Annotated in this window: 22 protein-coding genes; 8 read left to right on the top strand and 14 right to left on the bottom strand. The window is 43.7% G+C overall.

Going from position 1 to position 23,147, the window contains the following annotated elements; translation table 11 throughout:
- Positions 1-57: 57 nt before the first annotated feature.
- The 6 genes from BR06_RS0112745 to BR06_RS0112720 all read left to right on the top strand — a co-directional run bounded on the left by BR06_RS0112745 (position 58) and on the right by BR06_RS0112720 (position 6,251).
- Positions 58-1,605 carry a 2-isopropylmalate synthase gene (locus BR06_RS0112745; RefSeq protein WP_031483644.1) on the top strand — a complete coding sequence of 516 codons (1,548 nt, stop codon included), beginning with the start codon at positions 58-60 and terminating at the stop codon, positions 1,603-1,605.
- A complete protein-coding gene (leuC, locus tag BR06_RS0112740) occupies positions 1,598-2,857 on the top strand; it encodes a 3-isopropylmalate dehydratase large subunit (RefSeq protein WP_031483642.1) in 1,260 nt (419 codons plus the stop codon). The genes BR06_RS0112745 and leuC overlap by 8 nt, the downstream gene beginning before the upstream one ends.
- Before the next feature lie 52 nt (positions 2,858-2,909).
- Entirely contained in the window at positions 2,910-3,404 is a 495-nt protein-coding gene (locus BR06_RS0112735; protein WP_031483640.1) for a 3-isopropylmalate dehydratase small subunit, read from the top strand.
- Between the two features lie 19 nt (positions 3,405-3,423).
- Complete coding sequence (locus tag BR06_RS0112730) at positions 3,424-3,732, top strand: hypothetical protein (protein WP_031483638.1); 309 nt, start codon at positions 3,424-3,426, stop codon at positions 3,730-3,732.
- Between the two features lie 10 nt (positions 3,733-3,742).
- The gene (gene leuB / locus BR06_RS0112725; protein ID WP_031483636.1) at positions 3,743-4,813 is read left to right on the top strand and encodes a 3-isopropylmalate dehydrogenase; all 1,071 of its coding nucleotides are present in this window, start codon (positions 3,743-3,745) and stop codon (positions 4,811-4,813) included.
- An 88-nt stretch (positions 4,814-4,901) separates the two neighbouring features.
- Positions 4,902-6,251, top strand: a complete 1,350-nt coding sequence (locus BR06_RS0112720) for an MATE family efflux transporter (RefSeq protein WP_156952706.1) — start codon at positions 4,902-4,904, stop codon at positions 6,249-6,251.
- A gap of 17 nt (positions 6,252-6,268) precedes the next feature.
- On the opposite strand, the gene thiL is transcribed toward BR06_RS0112720, so the two are convergent.
- The 5 genes from thiL to BR06_RS0112695 form a co-directional block, all read right to left on the bottom strand.
- A complete protein-coding gene (gene thiL, locus BR06_RS0112715; protein WP_031483632.1) occupies positions 6,269-7,267 on the bottom strand; it encodes a thiamine-phosphate kinase in 999 nt (332 codons plus the stop codon).
- Between the two features lie 9 nt (positions 7,268-7,276).
- A complete protein-coding gene (locus BR06_RS0112710; protein ID WP_031483630.1) occupies positions 7,277-9,424 on the bottom strand; it encodes an ATP-dependent helicase in 2,148 nt (715 codons plus the stop codon).
- Between the two features lie 305 nt (positions 9,425-9,729).
- Entirely contained in the window at positions 9,730-11,016 is a 1,287-nt protein-coding gene (locus BR06_RS0112705; protein ID WP_031483628.1) for an alkaline phosphatase family protein, read from the bottom strand.
- Between the two features lie 4 nt (positions 11,017-11,020).
- Positions 11,021-11,902 carry a DUF2156 domain-containing protein gene (locus BR06_RS0112700; RefSeq protein WP_031483626.1) on the bottom strand — a complete coding sequence of 294 codons (882 nt, stop codon included), beginning with the start codon at positions 11,900-11,902 and terminating at the stop codon, positions 11,021-11,023.
- Positions 11,895-13,280, bottom strand: coding sequence for an MATE family efflux transporter (locus tag BR06_RS0112695; protein WP_031483624.1), 1,386 nt, complete (start codon positions 13,278-13,280; stop codon positions 11,895-11,897). Before BR06_RS0112695 ends, BR06_RS0112700 begins: the two co-directional genes overlap by 8 nt.
- A gap of 211 nt (positions 13,281-13,491) precedes the next feature.
- On the opposite strand from BR06_RS0112695, the gene BR06_RS0112690 reads away from it, so the two are divergent.
- Complete coding sequence (locus tag BR06_RS0112690; protein ID WP_051677091.1) at positions 13,492-13,929, top strand: winged helix-turn-helix domain-containing protein; 438 nt, start codon at positions 13,492-13,494, stop codon at positions 13,927-13,929.
- 72 nt (positions 13,930-14,001) lie between these two features.
- Here BR06_RS0112690 and BR06_RS0112685 read toward each other — a convergent pair whose 3' ends face one another.
- The 3 genes from BR06_RS0112685 to BR06_RS0112675 are packed head-to-tail and all read right to left on the bottom strand — an operon-like array spanning position 14,002 to position 16,561.
- On the bottom strand, positions 14,002-14,559 hold the full coding sequence (locus BR06_RS0112685) for an HDIG domain-containing metalloprotein (protein WP_031483620.1): 558 nt from the start codon (positions 14,557-14,559) through the stop codon (positions 14,002-14,004).
- Between the two features lie 36 nt (positions 14,560-14,595).
- A complete protein-coding gene (locus BR06_RS0112680) occupies positions 14,596-15,570 on the bottom strand; it encodes an ABC transporter ATP-binding protein (protein ID WP_031483618.1) in 975 nt (324 codons plus the stop codon).
- Between the two features lie 28 nt (positions 15,571-15,598).
- A complete protein-coding gene (locus BR06_RS0112675) occupies positions 15,599-16,561 on the bottom strand; it encodes an ABC transporter ATP-binding protein (RefSeq protein ID WP_031483616.1) in 963 nt (320 codons plus the stop codon).
- A gap of 143 nt (positions 16,562-16,704) precedes the next feature.
- Here BR06_RS0112675 and trmFO point away from each other — a divergent pair, with 143 nt between their 5' ends.
- On the top strand, positions 16,705-18,027 hold the full coding sequence (gene trmFO / locus BR06_RS0112670; protein WP_031483614.1) for a methylenetetrahydrofolate--tRNA-(uracil(54)-C(5))-methyltransferase (FADH(2)-oxidizing) TrmFO: 1,323 nt from the start codon (positions 16,705-16,707) through the stop codon (positions 18,025-18,027).
- 141 nt (positions 18,028-18,168) lie between these two features.
- Here the strand turns inward: trmFO and dapA are convergent, their stop codons facing one another.
- The 6 genes from dapA to prfB all read right to left on the bottom strand — a co-directional run bounded on the left by dapA (position 18,169) and on the right by prfB (position 23,133).
- The gene (gene dapA, locus BR06_RS0112665; RefSeq protein WP_031483613.1) at positions 18,169-19,047 is read right to left on the bottom strand and encodes a 4-hydroxy-tetrahydrodipicolinate synthase; all 879 of its coding nucleotides are present in this window, start codon (positions 19,045-19,047) and stop codon (positions 18,169-18,171) included.
- A gap of 24 nt (positions 19,048-19,071) precedes the next feature.
- On the bottom strand, positions 19,072-19,962 hold the full coding sequence (locus tag BR06_RS0112660) for a UshA-like (seleno)protein family 2 (protein ID WP_420705251.1): 891 nt from the start codon (positions 19,960-19,962) through the stop codon (positions 19,072-19,074).
- A complete protein-coding gene (locus BR06_RS0112655; protein ID WP_031483609.1) occupies positions 19,962-20,237 on the bottom strand; it encodes an HU family DNA-binding protein in 276 nt (91 codons plus the stop codon). The genes BR06_RS0112660 and BR06_RS0112655 overlap by 1 nt, the downstream gene beginning before the upstream one ends.
- A 93-nt stretch (positions 20,238-20,330) precedes the next feature.
- Positions 20,331-21,155, bottom strand: a complete 825-nt coding sequence (locus BR06_RS0112650; RefSeq protein WP_031483607.1) for a MinD/ParA family protein — start codon at positions 21,153-21,155, stop codon at positions 20,331-20,333.
- A gap of 17 nt (positions 21,156-21,172) precedes the next feature.
- Positions 21,173-22,024 (bottom strand): GGDEF domain-containing protein, encoded by an 852-nt coding sequence (locus tag BR06_RS0112645; RefSeq protein ID WP_031483605.1) that lies wholly within the window; start codon positions 22,022-22,024, stop codon positions 21,173-21,175.
- Positions 22,014-23,133, bottom strand: a protein-coding gene (gene prfB, locus BR06_RS19315) for a peptide chain release factor 2 (protein ID WP_156952705.1) whose coding sequence is annotated in 2 segments (ribosomal slippage) — positions 22,014-23,057 and positions 23,059-23,133 — 1,119 coding nt in all. Because the reading frame shifts where the segments join, the coding sequence is not laid out codon by codon here. The genes BR06_RS0112645 and prfB overlap by 11 nt, the downstream gene beginning before the upstream one ends.
- Positions 23,134-23,147: the final 14 nt, after the last annotated feature.

Raw genomic sequence — 23,147 nt, 5'->3', positions numbered from 1 at the left:
CGTTTGATATCAACTGTCTAAGGGGTCTTACGCCTTTAGAACAGCTTGGAGAAAAAAATGTCTGATCAAGTATATATTTTCGATACAACTTTACGCGATGGCGAACAGTCTCCTGGCGCTACTATGAACACCCGTGAAAAAATTGCAATGGCTCGTCAGCTTGAAAAACTCGGTGTTAATATCATCGAAGCTGGTTTCCCCGCAGCTAGTCAGGGCGATTTTGACGCAGTTAGTCAAATTGCTAAAGCTGTCGGTGACATTCAGGTTGCCGGACTCTGCCGCGCTCTTATCCCTGATATCGATCGAGCATACGAAGCTGTGAAACATGCGAAAAATCCTCGCATCCATACCTTCATCGCTACATCTGATATTCATATGAAGCACAAGTTCAATAAAGAACCTGCCCAGATTTTGGAAATGGCTAAAAAGGCCGTTCGCCATGCTGTTTCACTTACACCTAATGTTGAGTTTTCAGCCGAAGACGCTTCACGTTCACGCTGGGATTTCTTGGCAGAGATCGTCGAAGCTGTTATAGATGAAGGCGCAACAACTATTAATATCCCTGATACTGTCGGATACGCACAGCCTGACGAGTTTGGTAAATTGATTGAGTTCTTGCTCAAAACTGTACCGAACAGCCACAAAGCTGTTTTCAGTGTGCATTGTCATAATGATCTTGGCTTAGCGACTGCTAATACTTTGGCCGCAATCAAGGCCGGAGCAAGACAGGCTGAAGTTACATTGTCCGGTATCGGCGAGCGTGCAGGGAATGCCGCTCTTGAAGAAGTTATTATGGGTTTGCATACTCGCAAAGATTATTACGACATTGAAACTTCAATTGTTACTGAGCAGTTGTTCCCATCATGTCGCAGGCTTGCAAGTACAATTGGTCAGCCTATTCCGCCTTATAAGGCGATTGTTGGCGCAAATGCATTTGCTCATGAATCAGGAATCCATCAGGATGGTATGCTGAAAAACCGCCAGACTTATGAAATTATGACTCCTGAATCTATCGGTAAGAAGGGCACTTCCATTGTGCTTGGAAAACATTCCGGTAGAAATGCACTCGGTTCTAAGCTCCGCGAAATGGGATATGAACTGAATGAAGAGCAGATCGCTGATGTTTTTGCAGCGATTAAAACTTTGGCTGATAAGAAAGAACACATTTTTGACGAGGATGTTGAAGCTCTCGTTTTGGAAGAAGCATATCGTATCCATGACCTTTACAGGGTTAAGGATCTGTCTGTTTTCTCTGGAACATCCGGTGTTTCCCCTCATGCAGCTATAGTGCTTGAAGATTACAGCAAGGATAAAGAAAATCCTGTTGAGATTAGAGAAGTTGGTTTTGGTGAAGGTCCTATCAATGCGGTTTTTGCTACCATCAATAAATTGGTCGGCAGAGAGCCCAAACTTGAACTTTATTCCGTAAACGCAGTTACTGGCGGCGCAGACGCACAGGGCGCGGTTATGGTTCATATTATAGATGACGGTGTGAAATCTATTGGGCGTGGATCTGACGAAGACATTGTCGTCGCTAGTGCCAAAGCCTACATTAATGCTATCAATAGAGTTGAACGTATGAAACAGGAGAAGCAGGATGCCTAAGACTTTAGCGGAAAAAATTTTACAAGCTCATACTGACGAAGTAGTTAAAGAAGCCGGACAGATTGTTCGTTGCAAGGTCTCTCTAGTCCTTGCAAACGATATTACTGCTCCTCTTGCAATTAAATCTTTCAGAGCAATGGGTGCGGATCAGCTCTTTGATAAAGACAAAGTTGCTCTCGTTTGTGATCACTTCACCCCTAATAAAGATATTGATTCTGCTGAGCAGGTCAAAGTTGTTCGTGAGTTCGCACATGAAAAGAATGTGACTCATTATTATGAAGGCGGAGATTGTGGAGTTGAACACGCGCTTCTTCCAGAACTAGGCCTTGTTGGACCATCAGACATCATTATCGGTGCTGATAGCCACACGTGCACGTACGGTGGACTCGGAGCTTTCGCTACAGGTATGGGATCAACCGATATAGCTGGCGCAATGGCTCTTGGCGAAACTTGGTTTAAAGTTCCTCCTACCGTTAAAGTTGAAATCGAAGGAACTCCCGGTCAGCACGTTGGCGCAAAGGATTACATCCTGCGTCTTATCGGCGAACTCGGCGTTTCCGGGGCTCTCTACAAAGCACTCGAATTCGGTGGATCTGTCATTGACGATCTTTCCATCGAAGGTCGTATGACCATTGCAAACATGGCGATTGAAGCTGGCGGTAAAGTCGGCCTGTTCCCTGTTGATGCAAAAACTCTCGAATACTGTGTAGCCGCCGGAAGAACAGGGGATGTTCCTCTTTCCGCTGATGCGGGCGCAGTATACGAAAGAATCGTAAAAATGGATGTAACCGGCATGAAACCACAGATTGCCTGTCCTCATCTTCCTGATAATGTAAAACCTGTTGATGAAGTTAAAAACATGCAGATTCATCAGTCTGTTATCGGTTCCTGTACTAACGGTCGTATTTCAGACCTCAGAGAAGCTGCTGCAATCCTTAAAGGACGCAAAGCGAACAAGAATGTCAGATTGATCATTCTTCCTGCTACTCCGACTATCTGGAAGCAGGCTCTTAAAGAAGGATTGCTTGAAATATTCATGGATGCCGGCGCAATTGTCGGACCTGCTACCTGTGGACCTTGCCTTGGCGGTCACATGGGAATTCTGGCTGGCGGAGAAAGAGCTATCGCTACAACCAACCGTAACTTCAAGGGCCGGATGGGAAGTCTTCAGAGTGAAGTATTTCTCTCCAATCCTGCTGTTGCTGCTGCAAGTGCGATTGCTGGTGAAATTATTGATCCTTCAGCTCTTTAAAAAATTAAATATCGCAGATAATAATAAATCCTAATCCCAGGGAGAATTGAATATGACCATTCAAGGTACAGCTCATAGAGTTGGTGCACATATAGATACTGATGCCATCATTCCTGCACGTTTTCTTGTTACCACCGACTCAGCCGAACTAGGCGCGAATTGCATGGAAGGACTTGAAGCAGGCTGGATTAAACGCGTTAAACAGAACGATATCATGGTTGCAGACGAAAATTTCGGTTGCGGATCATCTCGTGAACATGCGCCAATCTCACTTTTAGGTGCAGGAATCCCTGTTGTAGTTGCTAAAAGTTTTGCTCGTATTTTTTATCGCAACGGTTTTAATATGGGGCTTATCCTTCTTGAAGTCGGAGACGATTTCGAGAAACTCGGAGACGGCGACCAGCTTGAAGTTGATGCTGATAACGGAACTATTAAGAACTTGACCACAGGTGAAGTTATTACCTGTTCACCTGTACCGCCTTTCATGAAAGAAATTCTTGATGCTGGCGGATTGGTTGATTACGTTAAGAACCGTTTAGGCAACTAATTCCCGTAAGGACTCGGTTATGAAACACTTTTTCCTGTTGACGGCATTCATATTATGTTTTGCAACACCTTCCCTTGCGGATAGTGTTTACGGCTGCATTATTAACGAAACCCCTGTCCCTGTTGAGGGAACGGTTTCTTCCGGTCTTCATAAAGAAGCCTTCGTGGTCCAAGGGGATTATGTTTGGTGTACGAAGTTGCCGGAAGGGCGTTATGTAGCCAAGTCTAAGAAGGGAAAATTTAATGAGTCGTTTAGCGTTTCATGGAAAAATGACACTGTTCTTGTCGGTGACCAAAACATTCACTGGATAGTTAAAATAGAAGAATAAGGATAAGAGAATGAAAATATGCGTTATGCCCGGAGATGGAATCGGGCCTGAAATAATGAAGCAGGGGATTAAAGTTCTTGAAGTTATCGGTAAAAAATTCGGCCACACTTTTGATGTGACTGAAGCTCTTATCGGTGGCGTAGCCATTGACGAAACTGGCGTTCCTCTTCCTGATGCGACCGTTGCAGCTTGCAAAGATTCAGATGCCGTTCTGCTTGGCGCAGTCGGTGGACCTAAATGGGATACCATTGATCCTTCCATTAGACCTGAACGCGGACTGCTTGGAATTCGTAAAGAGCTTGCTCTTTTCGCAAATCTTCGTCCTGCGTCACTTTTTCCTCAGCTTAAAGATGCATGTTTCTTGCGTCCTGATATCGTTGAGAAGGGTATCGACGTAATGGTTGTACGCGAACTCACAGGCGGAATTTATTTCGGTGAGCCTCGTGGAACAAGCGTAGAAAACGGCGAACGCGTTGGTTTCAACACCATGATTTACCGCGAACACGAAATTAAACGCATCGCAATTGTTGCTTTTGAAGCTGCTCGTAAACGTGACAAACGCGTTTGTTCGGTTGATAAAGCAAACGTATTAGATGTTTCCCGCGTATGGCGCGAAATTGTAATCGAAGTTGCTGCTGATTACCCTGATGTGGAACTTACTCACATGTACGTAGATAATGCAGCAATGCAGCTTGTACGTGATCCTTCCCAGTTTGATGTAATCGTAACAGGTAACCTGTTTGGCGACATTCTTTCTGACGAAGCAGCAGTCATCACCGGCTCAATCGGCATGCTTCCATCCGCATCCCTCGGCGAAAATAATCCTGGCTTGTTTGAACCAATTCATGGTTCAGCTCCAGATATCGCAGGGCAGGATAAAGCAAATCCATTGGCAACAATTCTCTCCATTGCCATGATGCTACGCTACTCCTTCAATCTTACTGATGAAGCTGAGTTCATTGAAGCCGCTGTAGAAAAAGCTCTAAGTCAGGGTTTACGTACAAGCGACATTATGGACGAAGGCGGAAAGCTCGTCGGTTGTGTAGAAATGGGTGAAGCTGTACTAGCTAATCTCCAGTAGATCTCTACAAAAAATAAGTTTATTAAAACCGCATGCTTATTTGATAAGCATGCGGTTCTTTTTTTAGGACGCCGGAGGCATATACAAAGTGACGATAGATACGACTTCAAAGCTCCATTCTTTTGAGGCAAAGCCTAATAAGACTTTGTTTACTTTGGCGATTCCTGTGCTTTTTTCTTTGATCGCCGAGCCTCTTACTGGTCTGGTAGATACTGGCTTTGTTGCGTCCCTTGGGCAGGAGCCTTTGGCGTCTCTTGGTATTGGCACGATGGTTTTTTCGTCTATCTTTTGGGTGTTTGGTTTTTTGGGTATTGGTACTCAAACCGAAGTTTCACATGCGCTTGGCAAAGGTGATTTGAAACGGGCGTCTTCGCTTTGTTGGCTGGCGGTTGCAATTTCTATTGTTCTTGGATGTGTGCTGGCTTTGTGTGTGTTGCCTTTGCTTGGTTATATAGCAGGTATTATGGGCGGAGAGGCGGAAGTTCATTCTCTCGCTGTTGAGTATATGAAATATCGTTTGATTGGTGCTCCCGCTATTCTGGTTACTCTTTCGTGCTTCGGATCTCTTCGCGGTTATCAGGATATGCGCACGCCTCTATATGTCGCTGTGGGCATGAACCTGATTAATGTTGTGCTGGATTGGAGCTTTGTTTTTGGGCATGGTCCATTCCCCGCGCTTGGTGTTGGCGGAGCGGCCCTTGCTAGCTCAATTAGTCAGTGGATTGGCGCATTTTGGGCTGTTATTGTCGTTCGGCAAAAGTATGGCTTTGATACTGGCTTCAGCTTAAGTGACGCTAAAAGGCTGTTTAGCATAGGCGGAGACATGTTTGTCCGTACGGGCGGCGTTTGTTTCTTTTTACTTTTATGCACTCGTTTTGCTACGAAGGCCGGAGCTGATTCCGGAGCGGCCCATCAGGCTATCAGACAATTTTTCGTATTTCTGGCACTTTTTCTTGATGCCTTTGCTATCAGCGGACAGTCTCTGGTGGGATATTTTATAGGTAGTGCAAATAAGATGATGGCGCGAAAGGTTGCGGTGCTTGTTTGTCAGTGGAGTTTTGCGACTGGAGTGTTGCTCAGTATTGCAATGTACTTTGGTCAGGAACCAGTGGGTTGGCTGCTAGTGCCAGAGGAAGCTGCTGCTGTTTTTGCGCCTGCGTGGCTGGCAGTTACATTTTTACAACCGATCAATGCGCTTTCATTTGCGACAGACGGGATTCACCTTGGTACAGGAGATTTTCATTATCTCCGTAACGCAATGTTGATTGCTGTCGGTGTAAGCTCCGCAATGCTTGTAACTGTAGATTATTTTCAGCCTGAACATATGCTGCTCTGGATATGGGTTATCGCAGGTGTCTGGACCTCGCTTAGAGCGTTGCTAGGCATGATCAGAATTTGGCCGAGAATTGGGCAAGGGCCTTTGTCTATTTCAAAGTAGAGTTGCCGGAATAGTGATTAGCCAGAAAAGTGATCGAATCCTTTTTCTATGAATTGTTTCCCATTCAGAATTATTTCTGATTTATCAGTAAGAGCTCCGATTGGGATGATGCCGTCAACATTATCTGAAAGTTCTTTAAATTTATCTGCGCTGGCCGCGCCAAAAAGTGCGTAATCTTCGCCGCCTCTAAAAGCGTGCTCTTCCGCTGAAATATTTTTAGCTTTGGCATATTTGAGAATTTCGCGGTGGAGTATTTCCTCCGGCAGCGATATCTCGGCACCGAATGCGGTTTCGCAACAATCAATAAAGCGGGGTAGATCTCTCGCTAATCCATCGGACAAATCCATCAACCCTGTTACGGCAGGGGAGGCTGATAAAGCTTTACCTGTCTCGATGCTAATTTCGGGCCTTAAATGAGCTTGTATGCTCGCGGGATAATCTTTGTTGGCAGACATTCCGGTTTCTTCGAGAAGCAGCAATCCTGTGCGCGCAAGGCCTAATGATCCGTGTATGAAAAGTATGTCACCCGGTTTAGCATTGCCTCTGGTTAAAAATCGTCCTTCGTCCGTTACATCCAATCCCTCAGCACGGTAAGGCTCGCCCCATACTGTAACTGAAATACCGAGCGATGGTCCTTTACACAGGTCGCCACCAGCAAGGATGATTCCGGTTTTGTTTGCGAGCTTCGCCATTTCCTTGAGCAGTGAATCCCAGTATTCTTTACCAAGTCCATCAGGAACAATCAGTCCTAGCGCGAAAGCTTTCGGAACGCCTCCCATTGCCACAATATCGCTGATATTCACGGCAAGAGACTTATATCCGATGTCGGCTGGCGAGAAGTATGAGCGGCGAAAGTGTACATTTTCGATGAACAGATCTTTGCTGATGCAGAGTTGTCCGTTTGTGCGCAGAACGGAGCAATCATCGCCTCTACCGAGAGTGACGTGTCCATTCTCAGATGGAAAATAAGTATCTATGAGCTCTAGAAAATCCTGCTCGGAACTGATATTTTTCATTAAATAAACCTACAAGAGCTCGAGGTAGTCTTCTACAATTACTTTTGGACCGAAACCCGGGAAATTGACTCGCAGCTTATTAGGATCAACTTTTTCGATAATTTTACCACGCCCGAAAACTTTATGTTTACAGAATCCCATCTTACTCGGTGGGGTAGGCTTTTTGTTGCTGGAAGACGCTTCGCCTGTTGATGAGCCTCCTCTGCTAGATGACGGACTAGAGAAAGACGGTACAGCCGCACCTCGCTTCTTAGCCATGCCGCCGGAATATGATTCATGGATCTCATCGTACAGGTAATTATCAAGCTCTCTGACAAATGGACTCGGTACAGCAGGCTCACTACGGTCAGTTCCTTTACGGTAAACTGATGCTGGAGCTGACAGAATTAACTCCTCGCGTGCGCGTGTGCATGCAACGTAAAGAAGCCTACGTTCTTCTTCGTACTCAAGAGGTTTGTTCATAGATTTGCGGGACGGGAACCTATCCTCAATGAGGTCAATGATGATTACGGCATTCCATTCCAGACCTTTTGCGGAATGGATGGTCGACAGCGTAATCGTGTTTTCTTGCACTTCTTCTTCGCGATGCTGATCAGGGTCAAGGCACATGTCGCCCAGAAAATTATCAAGATCTCTATAGTTGCTTGCAATTTGCAAAAGCTGATCAATGCCAGCCTGACGTCTTGGGTAGTCATCAGGATACGCATCTACAAGTATCGGAGTGTAAAGTGGAATAATTACTTCAAGGCAAGTTGCAGGAGACGATTTCTTTAAGCGCAAACCATCAAGATCGCTAAGTATATCTTTAAGCAATGCGTATTTTTTGCAAAATTTGTTGATTCCCTCGGTGTCACCGGCAATTACTGAATTTGCGATTTTTTGAGCCGTTTTAGGGCCCACGCCTTTAATGTGACCGAGTGATCTTCGCCACGCTATAATATCCGTTGGATTTATAGCAAGGCGCATGAACGAAAGAACGTCCTTGATATGAGCGGCCTCATTAAATTTTATGCCGCCATATTTTTTATAACCTACTCCAAGATTTTTGAGCGCGACTTCTAGGCCATAACTCTGATATCCAGCTCTGAACAGAACCGCGACTTCTTCAGGACCATGCTTTTTCTGCAATTCTATAATACAATCTAAAACCCGTTTAGACTGGCTGAAATCGCTGAGCGGGATCATAAGCTGAGGCTTTTTGCCCCATGTTTTTTCAGTGAAAAGCTTTTTATCGAATTTGGTCAAAGCGCCATCAAGGATTGCATTAGTAATATCAAGAATCGGCTGAGTTGAGCGGTAGTTCTGCTCGAGCCTGATGATTTTTACATCACCGAAAATTTCTGGAAATTTCAATATATTCGTAACATCCGCGCCACGGAAAGAGTAAATAGACTGAGCATCATCGCCAACAGCCATCACGTTTCCATTTTCGCCAGCCAAATGCTGAACAATGCGTGCCTGCACACGGTTGGTGTCCTGATATTCATCCACCATAATATACTGGAAACGGCTGCGAAGTGAATTTTTCAAAAACTCATCTTTAGCTAGCAGCTCTTCAAGAAAAAATAACAGATCGTCGTAATCCATCAATCCGTGCTGTTTTTTATACTCAGCATAGCCCTCTGCAATTTGCTCCATCTCTTTTCCATAGCAGGCCAGATGAAATGCTTCAGAGTTTAGCAAATAATCGATAGTGACTTCTTTATTTCTCGATTTAGTGACCATGTCGAGCAATGTCGCTTTTTTGGGATATGAACGATCTTTTACGCCAAAGCCCAAATTGGACTTAACTTCACGCATAACATCTTCACAGTCGCTACGATCCATCAAGTTGAAGCCATTTGGGAAACCAATCTCGGCAGCATTCTGTCTTAGAATTTGAAAAGCAAATGAGTGAAAAGTTCCACCATTAGTGCCATGCAGAGGGCGGCCTAAAATCTGTTCCGTACGCGTAAGCATTTCCTGCGCAGCCTTACGTGTAAAGGTCATCAACAAAATAGATTCAGGAGGAATTCCCTGCTCCACAAGCCAAGCTAAACGGTAAACAATAGTCCTAGTTTTACCACTACCAGCGCCAGCAATAACAAGCACTGGGCCATGTGGATTCGTAGCAGCCTCATACTGAGCAGGATTCAATTCACTTTTGAAATCTATCATTGGTTGTGTGTCTCCGACGGGCATGGGGCTTTGCCCCCTGCACCCCCACCAAAGGGGATAATCCCCTTTGGAAACCCTATTAAGGGGAGGGGTATTAAAGAAAATATTATTTATAAAAAACAGAAATTTTATAAAAATTAGTAAGTTCGAAAAATATAAATCTAGTAAAGTAAGTAACCGAGAAAAATATAAAATTAACAAATTAAAAATTTAGTAAAAAACTAACTGCACCTAATCGCTAAAAGTTTTTGGGATTCTTAAACCCTTTTTTCAAAAAGGGTTTAAGCCGCGGGAGGCATATCACCTCATTCCTCAAACCACTCTAAAACCATTTTTCCTGTGTCACGGGTCAGGTTGGCTTGCTCGCCATCGGAGCTGTAGAAAAATGCGTCTTTGCTTGTGTGGGTTCCTGTTCTGCCGAAAAAACCGAATATTTCTTTGCGATCGAATTTTGCTTTGAGATCGAACCCTGGCATTGCTGTACAGATTAAGTCTGGCGCGTTGCCTGTGGCTTCTTTACCATATAGCTCTTGGCTTGTTTGCACTGACTGCATTACTTGTTGCCCGTTAAATTTGAGCTTCATTAGGTCGGTTGCTATTTCTTTGGAAATTGACGCTGCTTCGGACTTGGTTACTTGTCCTCTGTCAAAGTCACTTGCAGTGTGGATGTATATTCTGCCGGGATCAAGTGCAAATGCTTTGCTTGTGTCGCTAATGGCAGTTGAATCCCATTGATCTTGCGGGGCGTGTCTTAAGCTTAATAATCCTTTTTGGATTAGGAAAGCATTAATATCTACTTCTGTTTCTAGGGACGTGAATCCGTGATCCGCGAAGGAAATTATTTTTTTTTCACCTTTGAGTGAATCGAACTTGTCTAATACGTGACCAATTGCTTTGTCCCATTTATGCATAAAATTCATGCAGATGGGGTGCAGTGGATGGTTTGTCTCTTCGAATGCGGGATAGAGAAAGTGAAATAGCCTATCTGTTTCTGTGAAAACTATTGTGAAGAAATCCCATGCCAGGTCGTTCCAGAACATGTCGAATGCTTGGAGTCTGCATTTTAGGGTTTTTTCGCATTGGCTAATTAAATATTCGGGTTCCATTAGCCCTTTCGATGTGTCGGCTTCGAGTAGAAAATTTGATTCAGTTAATGGTCCCTTTAAAAATGGTGGGTATACTGCTTTTTCCAGTGAATCAGCCACGAATCCAGATATCATCATCCCTCTTAGGGGGCGCGCTGGATAGGTATTCGGGAGATTGATTACTTTGCTGACCAACCCTTTTTCACCGAGTGTATCGAAAATTGTCGGTCCGCATACGTTGTCGAAGTTGTTGATTGATAGGGTGTAGGTGGTTCTATCTAGTTTGGTGAATCCGTAGATGCCGTGCGCTTCTGGACCTTGTGCTGTGTAAAATGAGGTCCAGTTTACAGGTGATAGCTCTGGTATTTCTGCTGTTAGCGGTTTGTTTTTACCAGCAATTCTACTTAGGTTCGGCAACTGTTTAGCAAGCTTGATGGCAAGTGACGCAGGAAGTCCGTCAAGGCCGAGAACCACGAACCTTTTGCGTTTGGAGCTAGTCAGAATCATTGGGCTAGCGTACCGTTATCTCGTATTTTTTCATGAAATCTACGGGATTATAAGAAAGCTTTGCTTTGCGTAAACCCGGCTCACCAAGATCCTGTTCACGGTTAACGAACTTTTTGTCTGAGGCGCTAATTTCAAGGAACATCTGGTTTATTGCCTGATATACGCCCTTAAAGTGGGTGTTTCCTTTTTCAAAATGAATGACGATTGTGTCATCCCCAAGGGGTTCAGCTATTGTATAGGCGATTATCCGTCCGTCTACACGCAGAGTTCCGCCTGTGAGGTGGGTAATGGAGTCTATTTCTTTGAGTACTTTAGAAATAGCTTCATTTTCTGCAACTAATGCTGTGGAATTGTTTTTTTCTTCCTGCCAGCGATACCAGTCCAGCTGCATTTCGAGCACTTCTTCTACGCAATCAGGAGTGATTTCTTTGTATTCAAAATCGTAATTTTTTAAAAACTGGCGATAAAGATTCTTTTTTTTGTGAAATCTTTTGCCGCGTAGTTCAATCAATTCTTCTACAGAATATACGTAATCAAAGTGATCTCGATTTTCTTCTAGAATGATTTTGTCACCGAATATTTTTTGCCATTGAAGTGCGAGAGTTTCTGGAATACGTGTAAATTTTGTGCCGGGCGTATTCATTATATCGCATTTTTCCCAGTCAACACTGTCCCAATCGCCGATGGGGGCCCAGTGGACAAGCTCTGGCTTAGTCTGCCTGACCCAGACCATTTTGTCTGAGCAATTCAGTTCAAGTCCGTAATAGTCGGTCCATCCCCAGATATTAGCAAAAGTGTAGTCAGATGTTCGCTGGCTGCATGTCTTTAAAACTTTATCAAATTTATCCTGACAACAAAGAGTGATCGGGCTGAAATGCTTATCCATCTGAATTCCTTTTCTTTTTTATCATACTGAACTTCTGCCAGTTGAGGCATGAGAAAGCGTAGAACATTATTGAGGCTTGAACTATCTGTGAAAGCAACATTGCTATCCAGACGCCGGTTGCGGATTCGTAGACCTGATGCCCGAGATAGTAGGCAAGAGGAAGCCTGAATCCCCACACGGTAAAGGTGAAAATAGCAAGGTTGTACAGGGTTGCGCCTGCTCCGTTCAATGCTCCAGCCATAATCATGGACGTAAGCGTGAACGGAATGGCTAGCATATTAAAGAACAGGTAGTTGACCGCTTCATCGAGAACAACCACTTCGGGGGCGATAATGGCTGTTATCGGCCTGATGTATTGCCAGAGTATTAAGGCTGTGATGCTTAGAAATGCTATGGCAAGAAAAAGTATTCGATAACCAAATTTTTTGGCCTCTTCCGGTTTTCCGTCACCTAGATAATGTCCAATGATGATTGATGCCGTCATATTGAAGGCGAATGCCGGTAGAAACAGGATTGACTCAATTTTAATTCCCGCAGTCATACCCGCAAGGGCAACTACGTTTTCGAATGGAAGGCTGGCGGTTATGGAGTATAGTACTAGATATCCAGAATGCCAGACAAGTTGCATTAGTCCGCTAGGCCATGCGACCTTGAGCAGATATGGGAAAGCGCTACGCACCCATTTGAAGGGTGCAAAAGATTTTCTGCGAAGTGATCCTGATTTATATAGTAGGAATACATTAAATGCTGCCCCTGCGGAAACTGAATAGAATGTAGCGAGGGCAAGCCCTTGGTATCCAAGATTTGGAAAGCCCCACATTCCTAGACCTAGACCCAGATCTAAAACAGTATTCATAACTGTCACAATAATCATGCTGTAAAGTGGCAGCATTACTTTCTTTTGCGCTCTGAATATAGCATTAGTAATAATTAGCAGGTAGTAGAGCGGGAGAAGATAAAGGAATATTTCGATAAAATATTCCATTACATAGCGCATTTCTTCTGGTACACGCAGAACTGTTAGTATGCTATTTCTGAACGGAAAACCTATGAGAAGGATTACCGATCCGAGGATTGCTCCCAGCTGAAAACACAGCCCTACATATCTTTTGGCTCTGATCATCAGCCCCGCGCCTATGGACTGGCTTATAGCTGCTACAGAACCATTGGCAACAGCCATGCCTATAACGAGGAAGAAGAATAAAGATTGGCTGACCATACCCATGGAAGCTTGAATTTCCCGTCCGAGTTTACCTGCAACCCAAACGTCTACAAGGCCGATCATAAGATGAAAAATCATCATTAGAATTTGCGGCCATGATAGATGCCATATGGTTTTATATGGCGAGTTGGTCATATCGGTAGTACTCATATTCATTAAGTGACAAGGCTCCGTTGTGAGGCTGAATAGGGTTAAGTCATTATAATAATGAAATATAATTTAAGAATAAGTAATGTTTATAGCCGCTAAGATATTAGAATTAGTTATACTTTTAGGAAAAGCAAGGGGTTGTTTGCAGTTGCGGGTCTTTATGTTAAAAAAATATATCACGCGGTGATAGAATTGTAATTTTTTAGGAGGATCACACATGTCAGGTAATGACGAATTTTGCCCCAGAGTGAGGCTTAATCTTTGGCTGGAAACAGATGATGGAATGCTTTTCGGCCTTGGTAGAGCTCAGCTCCTTGAGCAGATTGAAAAGCTTGGGTCGTTGAATAAGGCGGCAAAAGAGCTGGGCATGTCTTACAGGGCTGCGTGGGGACGTTTAAAAAATACTGAAGAAGTTCTTGGTGACGCTCTTGTGCTCAGAACTAGAGGGAGAAAGGGCGCTAGCCTTACACCCCTAGGGGAACGGGTACTTGAAGAATACCGTCAGTGGGCAAAAGAGGTAGAGAATTTTGCCGTGATGACTGCGCGAAAATCTTTTCCGTGGCAGATATCTTCTTATGATGAAGATGAGGCTCGTAGAAAAAAAGGATTATCTAAAGTCGCAAAGGATAAAGACGATAGTTCTGCAGATAAATAGTCTTGGTTTAGGTTTAAATTTTCAGGATATTATTGGGCTGTGAGGTTAACCTCACAGCCTTTTTTTATTGAATTACTTTGCGAGTCCAACTTCTGGTCCGATTTTCTCGATTGCAGCGATTGCAATAGTAAGAAATTCGACAAGTTCCAATCCGATATGTTCGCATTCTTTTATTATGTCACGATTTACGCTTGCCGCAAAAGCTTTTGCTTTCATTTTCTTTTTCAAACTTTTAGGAGTCATGCCTTTCATACCTTCGGGGCGGATCAAGGCATTTGCGTGAATTAAGCCTGTAACAGTCTCACCACATCTAAGAGCAAAGTCTAAATCAGTATCAGGTGCAATTGTTGTCATTTCTGCATTATGCGCTTGAATCGCTTTAATTGCCTCTTCTGGCATGTGGTCTACTAGCATTTGTGCGGAAACTAGCCCGTGGTTTTGTGGATCATTGCATGTTTTGCTGTAATCAAGGTCGTGTAAAAGTCCCGTCATTGACCACACTGTTTCATCTTTTCCAAGTTTTGCAGCAAGTGCTCCAAGTACAGCCTCTGACTCTAGTGCATGGTGAATTAAATTTTCTTCCACCGTATTTATTGTAAGCAGTTCAAAAGCATCAGTTCTTGATATCATCAGTGGCTCCTTATTGAATTCATTTCGGAAATATAGTTAGTAAAGGTGACAGAACACGGAGTGGTCTGGTTCAACTTCTTTGCGAACTGGTGGTGTCTCTTTGCAAATATCCATAGCTTTTAAGCAACGCGGATGGAAAGGGCAACCAGACGGTGGTGAAATCGGGCTTGGCATGTCGCCGGGAATTAAAGCATCTACGGTTTTAATTGTGGGGTCTGGGATAGGCACAGCTTCTAAAAGCACCTGAGTGTATGGGTGCAGAGGCTTATTATAAAGTGATTCGGTGGGCGCAATTTCCATTAATTTACCTAAATACATAACCGCGACCCTGTCGCTGATATGGCTTACTACTGACAGGTCATGCGAAATGAAAACATAACTTAGGTCGAATTCTTTCTGAATACTTTTCAGTAGATTTAAGACCTGTGCCTGTACGGAAACATCTAAAGCGGAGACAGGTTCGTCGCAAACAATCAGGTCAGGATTCATGGCTATGGCTCTGGCAATTGCAATGCGCTGTCTTTGTCCTCCTGAAAATTCGTGAGGGTATCTCTTGGCGTGTTCAGGGCGAAGTCCGACTTGCTCCAGCAAGTCTTCAACGCGGGCAGCTATTTCTTTGCGTGATCCAAACTTATGGATTCTCATACCTTCTGATATGATGTTTCCAATCTTTTGGCGCGGATTTAAAGAGGAGTAGGGGTCTTGAAAAACCATCTGCATCATGGTGCCGATTTTTGCTGAATCCCAGTTTTTGAACTCCTTTCCTTTGAAAAAGATAGAGCCTGCGTCCGGTGATTCAAGACCAGTCAGAAGGCGTGCAAGTGTTGATTTTCCACATCCTGATTCCCCTACCAGTCCGAGAGTTTCTCCGTTTCTAACTTCGAGTGAAATATCGTTAACGGCTTTAACTGTTGCTTTGGAAAGGGATAAAATTCCGCTGCTGACAGGGTAGTGTCGTTTAATATTTTTAATTTCAAGAATATTTTTTATTTCGGGTGCATTTTCAGTCATTTAATGTCCATGGCAGGGTAGTTATATATTACGAATGTAACCAACAGCGGATTTCTCTACCGTTTTTATTAATTAATTGAGGTTCCTGCTTTTTACATTTGTCAAAGGCGAATTTACATCTCGGGTGGAATCTACAACCTGTCGGAAGATTGTTCAGAGCCGGGACATTACCGGGGATCGGGGTGAGCGCTTCCTTTGATCCTAATTTAGGAACCGAAGAAAGTAGTCCCTGAGTATATGGGTGCAGTGGTTCCTTAAATATATCGAAAACATTTGAGGATTCAACAAGCTGTCCTGCATACATAACAGCAACACGCGATGCTACGCGGGCTACGACTCCGAGGTCATGCGTAATAAGCATGATTGAGCCGTTCATTTTCTTTTTCATGTCATCAAGTAATCGCAAAATTTGTGCTTGAATGGTCACGTCTAATGCCGTTGTCGGTTCGTCAGCAATAAGAATTTCAGGATTACACGCAAGGGCCATTGCAATCATTACTCGCTGTCTCATGCCTCCGCTAAGTTCGTGAGGAAAGCTCTTGATCTGTTTTTGCGGGTTAGAAAGTCCGACGAGCGCAAGAGCTTCTATAGCGGCTAGTTCTGCCTCATGGCGGTCTAAACCTTTATGAAGCCTTAGAGTTTCACCTATTTGGTCACCTATTTTAAAAACGGGGTTAAGTGAGGTCATCGGCTCTTGAAAAATCATGGAAAGGTGATTTCCGCGAATTTTCTGTAACTCTTTATCAGATAACTCAACCAAGTCTTGATCTCTATAAAATACATGTCCATCGGTGATTCTGCCCGGCGGGTCAGGGATAAGACCCATGATTGAGAGTGACAAAACTGTTTTGCCACAACCGGATTCACCGACAATGGCTAAAGTTTCTCCTTGCCCTAACTCGATACTGGCATTATCCACAGCCCTGATGATTCCGCCAGGAGTTGCAAAAGATGTAGTCAGATTCTTGATTTTCAAAATTGGTGCAGTCATAAGTCTGAATGTGCCTGTTTGCTTACGTAAATTTGTTTGTCAGTCCTATATATAAAGACTAAGTAGCATTAGATAGCTATGTTTCTTAAGCATAGTTCTAATTGAGATAACTAAAAAATTCAATCGACTTTGGAGTAGGGATCGTGGAAAAAATAGCTGTAATCGGTGGTGGCTTGGCTGGGTGTGAGTGCGCAATGCAACTCGCAAAGGCGGATGTTCCCGTTGTTTTGTACGAAATGAAGCCGGATCATTACTCCGAAGCACATCATATACCCGGCTTAGCGGAGCTTGTCTGCTCTAATTCTCTGCGTTCGGGGGATATTAGCACTGCTGTCGGCGTGCTCAAAAAAGAGATGGAAGCATTCGGTTCAATAGTAATGAAATGTGCCATGGAATCGCGCGTACCAGCTGGTTCAGCTGTTGCCGTTGACCGTGCAATATTTTCAAATCTGGTAACAGAAGCTCTAGAGGCCGAAGAAAATATAACCATCATTCGCAGGGAAATAAAATCTCTGGATGATCCTGAACTTGCAGAATTTTCCAAAATAGTAGTCGCTGCAGGACCGCTTGCATCTGAAACTTTGACTGAAAGCTTAATCGAAAAAATAGGCGGAGGACGCCTTTATTTCTACGATGCAATTGCTCCGATAGTCAGCAGAGACTCCGTCAATATGGATATCGCTTTCTTTGGTTCACGATACAAACCCGAAGACGACGATTATCTCAACTGTCCGATGACAGAAGAGCAGTATGCCGCATTTCTCGCTGAACTAAAAGCAGGCGAAAGAGTTGTGCCGCGCGAGTTTGAAAAAGAAATTCATTTCGAAGGGTGTTTGCCTATCGAAGAAATGGCTGATCGTGGGGATCAGACTTTAACTTTTGGGCCGCTCAAACCTGTAGGTCTTATTGATCCTCGCAACGATGAGCAGGCATATGCGGTTGTTCAGCTTAGAGCTGAAAACAAAGAGAAGACTTCATTTAATCTTGTAGGTTTTCAGACCAAGTTAAAATATCCTGAACAGAAGCGAATTTTCAAAATGATTCCCGGACTTGAAAATGTAGAATTTTTAAGACTCGGAAGTATTCATCGTAATACCTACGTAAATGCGCCCGAAGTGCTGGACGAGAAGCTCGCACTGAAAGCTGATTTACGCATCCATCTTGCCGGGCAGATCACAGGTGTTGAAGGATATCTTGAGTCCGCTGCATGTGGGCTTTGGGTTGGCTTGCTGTTGGCCGAAGATGCTAAAGGGCGCACTATCCCGAATCCTCCTCTGGAATCGTCAATGGGGGCATTACTGGCCCATTTGCGCGAAGCTAAGAAGAACTTCCAGCCGTCCAATATACAGTTCGGGCTGATGCCTGCTCTGAAAATGCGTGCCAATAAGAAGAGGCGCAAAGAGCTATACGGACAGCGTGCTATGGAATTGTTTGAAAGATGGCGTTTGGAATATTTTGGAGAGTAAGTAAGGGTGGGGATGCCTCCGGCGGCTTAAGACCTTTTGGGAAAAGGTCTTAAGGATCCCAAAACTTTTTATCTAAAAAAGCCCCAAACTAAGAATTCTTAGTTTGGGGCTTTTTTAGTTACTAAACTTACGAGACGTTTTCTAGATTATTCCGTTTTCTTTTAAGATAGCCTTAAGCTTAGTCTCATTTTCAGAAAGCAGTGGAACAATTGGAAGTCTGAATGATGCATCAAGCTTACCCATCATACCTAGTGATGTTTTCACTGGAATTGGGTTTGTTTCAATGAACATTGCTCTGCTAAGCGGCTGGAGCTTGTAGTGAAGCTCTTTCGCTTTTACCGCGTCGCCAGCGCGGAACGCTGCACACATGTCAGACATCATTTTAGGTGCGATATTTGATACTACAGAGATTGCACCATGTCCGCCCAAAGAAAGGAGCGGTAGCACTGTGAAATCATCTCCAGAGAAAACAACGAATCCTTCCGGGCACTGTTCAATAAGATCTGAACATTGCGCCATGCTACCCGTAGCTTCTTTAACTCCGAAAACATCAGGAACTTCGGTCGCAATTCTTGCAATTGTTTCAGGCAGGGCGTTAAGACCTGTTCTTCCCGGAACATTGTAGAGAATGAAAGGCATAGAAGCTTCATCTGAAAGAGCCTTAAAATGCGCGACCAATCCTTCAGGGGTCGGTTTATTGTAGTAAGGAGTGATCTGGAGTGTGGCTTCTGCACCTGCTTTTTTAGCAAGTTTAGTGAGATATACGGCTTCTTTGGTATTGTTAGAACCCGCGCCAGCGATGACCGGGACACGTCCCTTGGCCTGCTCGACACAGATTCTTATAGCCTCACCTTGTTCGTCGTGAGTCATTGTTGCCGCTTCGCCGGTTGTTCCACATGGAACAAGTCCGTCGATTCCTTGCTCAATCTGCCACTCAATCAGTGCGCGATAAGCGTCCTGATCAATTCCCCCGTCCTTGAACGGAGTTACCAGAGCAGTGAATGCTCCTTGGAAAGTCATTTTTGCCTCCTGAAGGTCAACCTATTACTTTTCGTCTGCAATGCCTTCAATGAGCTTCAACACAGTCGGTTCTTCACGAACATTATCAAGCAGGCTTTGAAGAAACCACTTAATATTCTGTCCTGAGGTCCACTTAAAATCAGCATCACGAGACGGCCATTGGAAAATATCAATTCTATTAACGGCTTTACCTGTAGGGTAACTGCGCACCCATAAAGTTTTTCCGCTATCTGCAAGAGTTCCGGTCATGCCCGGGCCATCTCCGCTACCGAGCAGGATATCCATAGAAAGATCAGCAAGCTGCGGAGATGCGAGAAGTTTCTTTTCTCTGAAATACCCTAAAGAGCTCACGCCAATCAGGATATCTGTTTTATCTCTATACTTTTTTACAAGCTCAGCAATTTGACTGATTAGTTCGTCTGGTACATTACTCGAACCTTTCTCTATAAAAGGTAAAATAATGAATCCTGCCTTTTTACCATCAGCTAAAGGCACAATCTTAACAGAAGCGTCTTTACAGTCTATCCAGTTCTTAGGAATGCCGTTCGGAGATTCTTTTAAAAATGCTGCTTCAGCAGGGCTTAGAAGTCCTAAATCATAATTCATGATTTGGAAAGCTCCAGTAAGCGCCTCTCTTTTTTTCTCAGGGATCAGTTCGCTGGAAGTTGATAAAAATTCAAACGCTCCACCAACGAGAAAAATCTCGGGACCCTTAGAGTCTCGAAGATCTTGAAGATAACCAGCCCGCCGGGCCAGTCCACCAAGTGTTTTCCCGCCTCACGAAGGACAAGGGTTAACTGTCCCGAAGGTGTTAGACGTATATGCTATAGACAATACCGTGTCCTTGCCAGCATGTGCTTGGAACGTAAGTCCAAAGCTGGCAAGGAAAATGAAAACATATATGTATAAGCGCATTAACCGTTTAAAAACTCTTTAAGTTCTTTACCAGGGCGGAAGAACGGTAATTTTTTAGGGGTAACACTTACTACAGAACCGGTTTTCGGATTTCTGCCGGTGTAGCCTTGGTATTCTTTCATTTTGAAACTGCCGAAGCCTCTGATTTCAACTCTGTCACCACGGACTAGAGCTTCTTTGATAGCGTCGACAAACGCATCAACAATTTCAGAAGACTCATCTACATGGAGTCCTTTTTCTTCAGCAAGATTTTTGATCAATTCACTTTTGTTCATTGTCCTCTCCCAAGTCATGTTGAGTGTGACAAACAGTTTTACCTATTATTAATACAACTATGCCGAAAAGTTATTCTTTTCGTCAAGCATTTATTAGGTGTTTAATGACGGAAATTTTTTGATAACTGGCCTGTCACCTAATAGGCCCATATTTTCCATGCGAATTTTTTGAATTTTAACAGCAATATTTAAAATATCACGGCTCGCATCGGATTTTGGAGCGTATTTAATAAATGGAACCTGTCTTCTAACTGCTTCAGTTACGGCAGGATCATAGCGCACAAACCCTATGTTTTTCAACTTAATATTCAGAAATTTTTCACAAGCCATATTTAGTCGGTCAAAAGTCTCTTTGGCTTCTTTTTGATTTGTCGCCTGATTCACTATTACATTGAAATCACTGACACTATGCTGGGTGTGTAAGACTTTAATCAGTGCATAGCTGTCAGTTAGTGATGTCGGCTCAGGAGTTATCACAACAAATCTCATTTGAGTCATGGACGCAAATGAGAGAACCGTGCTGTTAATACCTGCCCCTAAATCCATTACCAAATACTGATAACGACCTACGATAGTGCTAACTTTGCTAAAAAGCATTTCCTGCATATCTTCATCCATCTCGACTAGTTCAGGAACACCTGAGGCGGCAGGGAGGATGTCGAAATTTTTACCTTTTTCAATTGGAATTACGATGTCAGAGGGCTTAGCTCCGCTGATTAATATGTCCTGCATATTATTTTCCGGGGAAATTCCGAGCAGAACGTCAAGGTTTGCAAGGCCGAGGTCACAGTCCATAAGTAACAGGCTGTTGCCGCCGGCATTAAGTGCGTATGATAAATTTAGAGCTAGGTTCGTTTTACCGACCCCGCCTTTCCCGCTCATTATTGCAAGGCTTAATGTCTTATTGCTGTTGATCATTTGTTATTTCCGTTCCTCTATTTTCCCGTGAATAAGAATTTTTTTTCATTGGCGTGAACAAGAGTTTCTCTTGTCACTGAATCAAGGTCTAAAATATCTGCTGTGCAAACTTTATCTTTACCGGACTCTTTGGCTTCATAGAGAGCTTTGTCTGCTTTTTCGATAAAATCATGCATTTTCAGGTCGATCATTCCTTTGTAGGTGGCTAATCCAACTGAGCATGTTATGGAAAATTTGTCTTTTTTATCGGGAGTTGCAAATGAAAGTTTTCTTGTATTTTCAAGAATCCTTTCTAGTAATTGTTCTGATTTATACTGGCCGGCTCCTGAAAGGATGATAGCGAACTCTTCTCCGCCAATTCTGGAGACAAGATCATACCGTCTAGAACTGCCTGAAATCATGTCGGCAAGATCGATTAAAACCTCGTCCCCTTTAAGATGTCCGTAAGTGTCGTTAACAGCTTTAAAGTCATCAATATCGAGTATCGCGAGGCTCACAGGCGTTTTATTTCGTCTGGATCTTTCGATCTCCTGATCCAAAGTTCTTTCAAATGCCCGGCGATTCGCAGCTCCGGTTAAAGGATCATGCTCGGTTTTATAAGATAAGGTTTGTAGTACGCTTTGGACATGCTTCAAATGAGGCGTAACGTTATCTTCAAGCGGAATGGTCATCCAGTCATTAAGACCGTGAGTTTCAGCTAGAATTTCCCATGCCTCCAGAGTCATTCCTGGACATAATCTTAGTACTGCAAGTCCATCCAGACAATCTTTGCCAAAGCAAACATTGTTTTCTTTACAGAAGCGTTCCCTTACTGAAAGTAGTTCATTCAGAAGATTGGCTTCATTTTCAGCAATGTATTCAGCGTTCATTTTCTCCGCCGTGTGCATGAAGCAGGTAGTTCCTGATCAATTCATCGAGCTCGCCGTCGAGAACTGCGTCAACGTTTCCGTCTTCAGCCCCGCAGCGATGGTCCTTAACCAGCCTGTATGGTTGTAAAGTGTATGTTTTAATCTGGCTACCCCATGCAATAGAATCCTTGGTGGAGTAGTCTGCCTTTTTACTTTCTTCTTGTTTCTTCAATTCTTTTTCATATAGCCGCGATTTCAAAACTTTCATCGCAGTTTCTTTATTTTTCAGCTGTGACTTTTCATTCTGGCATTGGACAACAATATTGGTCGGTAAATGCGTAATACGCACTGCCGAGTTTGTTTTGTTGACGTGCTGTCCACCGGGACCACTTGCCCGGAAAACATCGAGCCGGATTTCATCGTCACGAACTTCAATTTCGATATCTTGGGAAATTTCAGGATAGACATCTACAGAGGCGAAAGAAGTGTGCCTTCTGCCGGATGTATCATATGGAGATATGCGGATAAGCCTGTGAATACCAGCTTCACCTTTTAAAAAGCCGTAAGCATAAGGTCCTTTCACTTGAATAGTTACGCTCTTAATTCCCGCTTCGTCACCGGGTTGCAAATCAAGGTAGCTAGTCTGCCAGTTTCTTTTTTCACACCAGCGCATGTACATTCTGAGTAGCATTTCAGCCCAGTCTTGAGCTTCAGTGCCGCCAGCTCCGGGGTGAATTTCGAGGATGGCAATACTTTTATCTTCGGGTTCTGAAAGAAGGGTTGCCAGCTCGGTCTGTTCTATTAACTTGGCTAGTTTATCTAAATTTTCGGAGAGAGCTTCAAGAACTTCTTGATCTTGGTCTTCGCCTGCAAGGCTCATCCATTCTTCAACATCGTCTTTAGTGGAAGAAAGCTCTTCGTAGGACGCGACTTTTTCTTCAAGATTACTTTTTTCTTTAAGGAGGGGAGTCAGGTCGTCTGGTTTATCCCAGGCGCCGGGCTTGCTTAGCTCGTGTTCTAACTCTTCAAGGCGTTCTTTGCTCTGAGCGTGGTCAAAGACGCCCCCAAAGGGATACATATTTTTTGGAGCAGGTGACTGCTTTAGATTTTAAATCTGAAAATTGGAGCATTTTATTTAAACATC

The organism is Maridesulfovibrio frigidus DSM 17176 (assembly GCF_000711735.1).
Lineage (GTDB): Bacteria > Desulfobacterota > Desulfovibrionia > Desulfovibrionales > Desulfovibrionaceae > Maridesulfovibrio > Maridesulfovibrio frigidus.
The sequence above is the reverse complement of the archived record's forward strand: the minus strand, read 5'-3'. Positions and strand labels throughout refer to the sequence as shown.

Coding starts and splice junctions, on each gene's coding strand:
- BR06_RS0112745 (WP_031483644.1), top strand. CDS start 58: ATGTCTGATCAAGTATATATTTTCGATACAACTTTACGCGATGGCGAA.
- leuC (WP_031483642.1), top strand. CDS start 1,598: ATGCCTAAGACTTTAGCGGAAAAAATTTTACAAGCTCATACTGACGAA.
- BR06_RS0112735 (WP_031483640.1), top strand. CDS start 2,910: ATGACCATTCAAGGTACAGCTCATAGAGTTGGTGCACATATAGATACT.
- BR06_RS0112730 (WP_031483638.1), top strand. CDS start 3,424: ATGAAACACTTTTTCCTGTTGACGGCATTCATATTATGTTTTGCAACA.
- leuB (WP_031483636.1), top strand. CDS start 3,743: ATGAAAATATGCGTTATGCCCGGAGATGGAATCGGGCCTGAAATAATG.
- thiL (WP_031483632.1), bottom strand. CDS start 7,267: ATGAAAAATATCAGTTCCGAGCAGGATTTTCTAGAGCTCATAGATACT.
- BR06_RS0112710 (WP_031483630.1), bottom strand. CDS start 9,424: ATGATAGATTTCAAAAGTGAATTGAATCCTGCTCAGTATGAGGCTGCT.
- BR06_RS0112705 (WP_031483628.1), bottom strand. CDS start 11,016: ATGATTCTGACTAGCTCCAAACGCAAAAGGTTCGTGGTTCTCGGCCTT.
- BR06_RS0112700 (WP_031483626.1), bottom strand. CDS start 11,902: ATGGATAAGCATTTCAGCCCGATCACTCTTTGTTGTCAGGATAAATTT.
- BR06_RS0112695 (WP_031483624.1), bottom strand. CDS start 13,280: ATGAATATGAGTACTACCGATATGACCAACTCGCCATATAAAACCATA.
- BR06_RS0112690 (WP_051677091.1), top strand. CDS start 13,492: ATGTCAGGTAATGACGAATTTTGCCCCAGAGTGAGGCTTAATCTTTGG.
- BR06_RS0112685 (WP_031483620.1), bottom strand. CDS start 14,559: ATGATATCAAGAACTGATGCTTTTGAACTGCTTACAATAAATACGGTG.
- BR06_RS0112680 (WP_031483618.1), bottom strand. CDS start 15,570: ATGACTGAAAATGCACCCGAAATAAAAAATATTCTTGAAATTAAAAAT.
- BR06_RS0112675 (WP_031483616.1), bottom strand. CDS start 16,561: ATGACTGCACCAATTTTGAAAATCAAGAATCTGACTACATCTTTTGCA.
- dapA (WP_031483613.1), bottom strand. CDS start 19,047: ATGACTTTCCAAGGAGCATTCACTGCTCTGGTAACTCCGTTCAAGGAC.
- BR06_RS0112655 (WP_031483609.1), bottom strand. CDS start 20,237: ATGAACAAAAGTGAATTGATCAAAAATCTTGCTGAAGAAAAAGGACTC.
- BR06_RS0112650 (WP_031483607.1), bottom strand. CDS start 21,155: ATGATCAACAGCAATAAGACATTAAGCCTTGCAATAATGAGCGGGAAA.
- BR06_RS0112645 (WP_031483605.1), bottom strand. CDS start 22,024: ATGAACGCTGAATACATTGCTGAAAATGAAGCCAATCTTCTGAATGAA.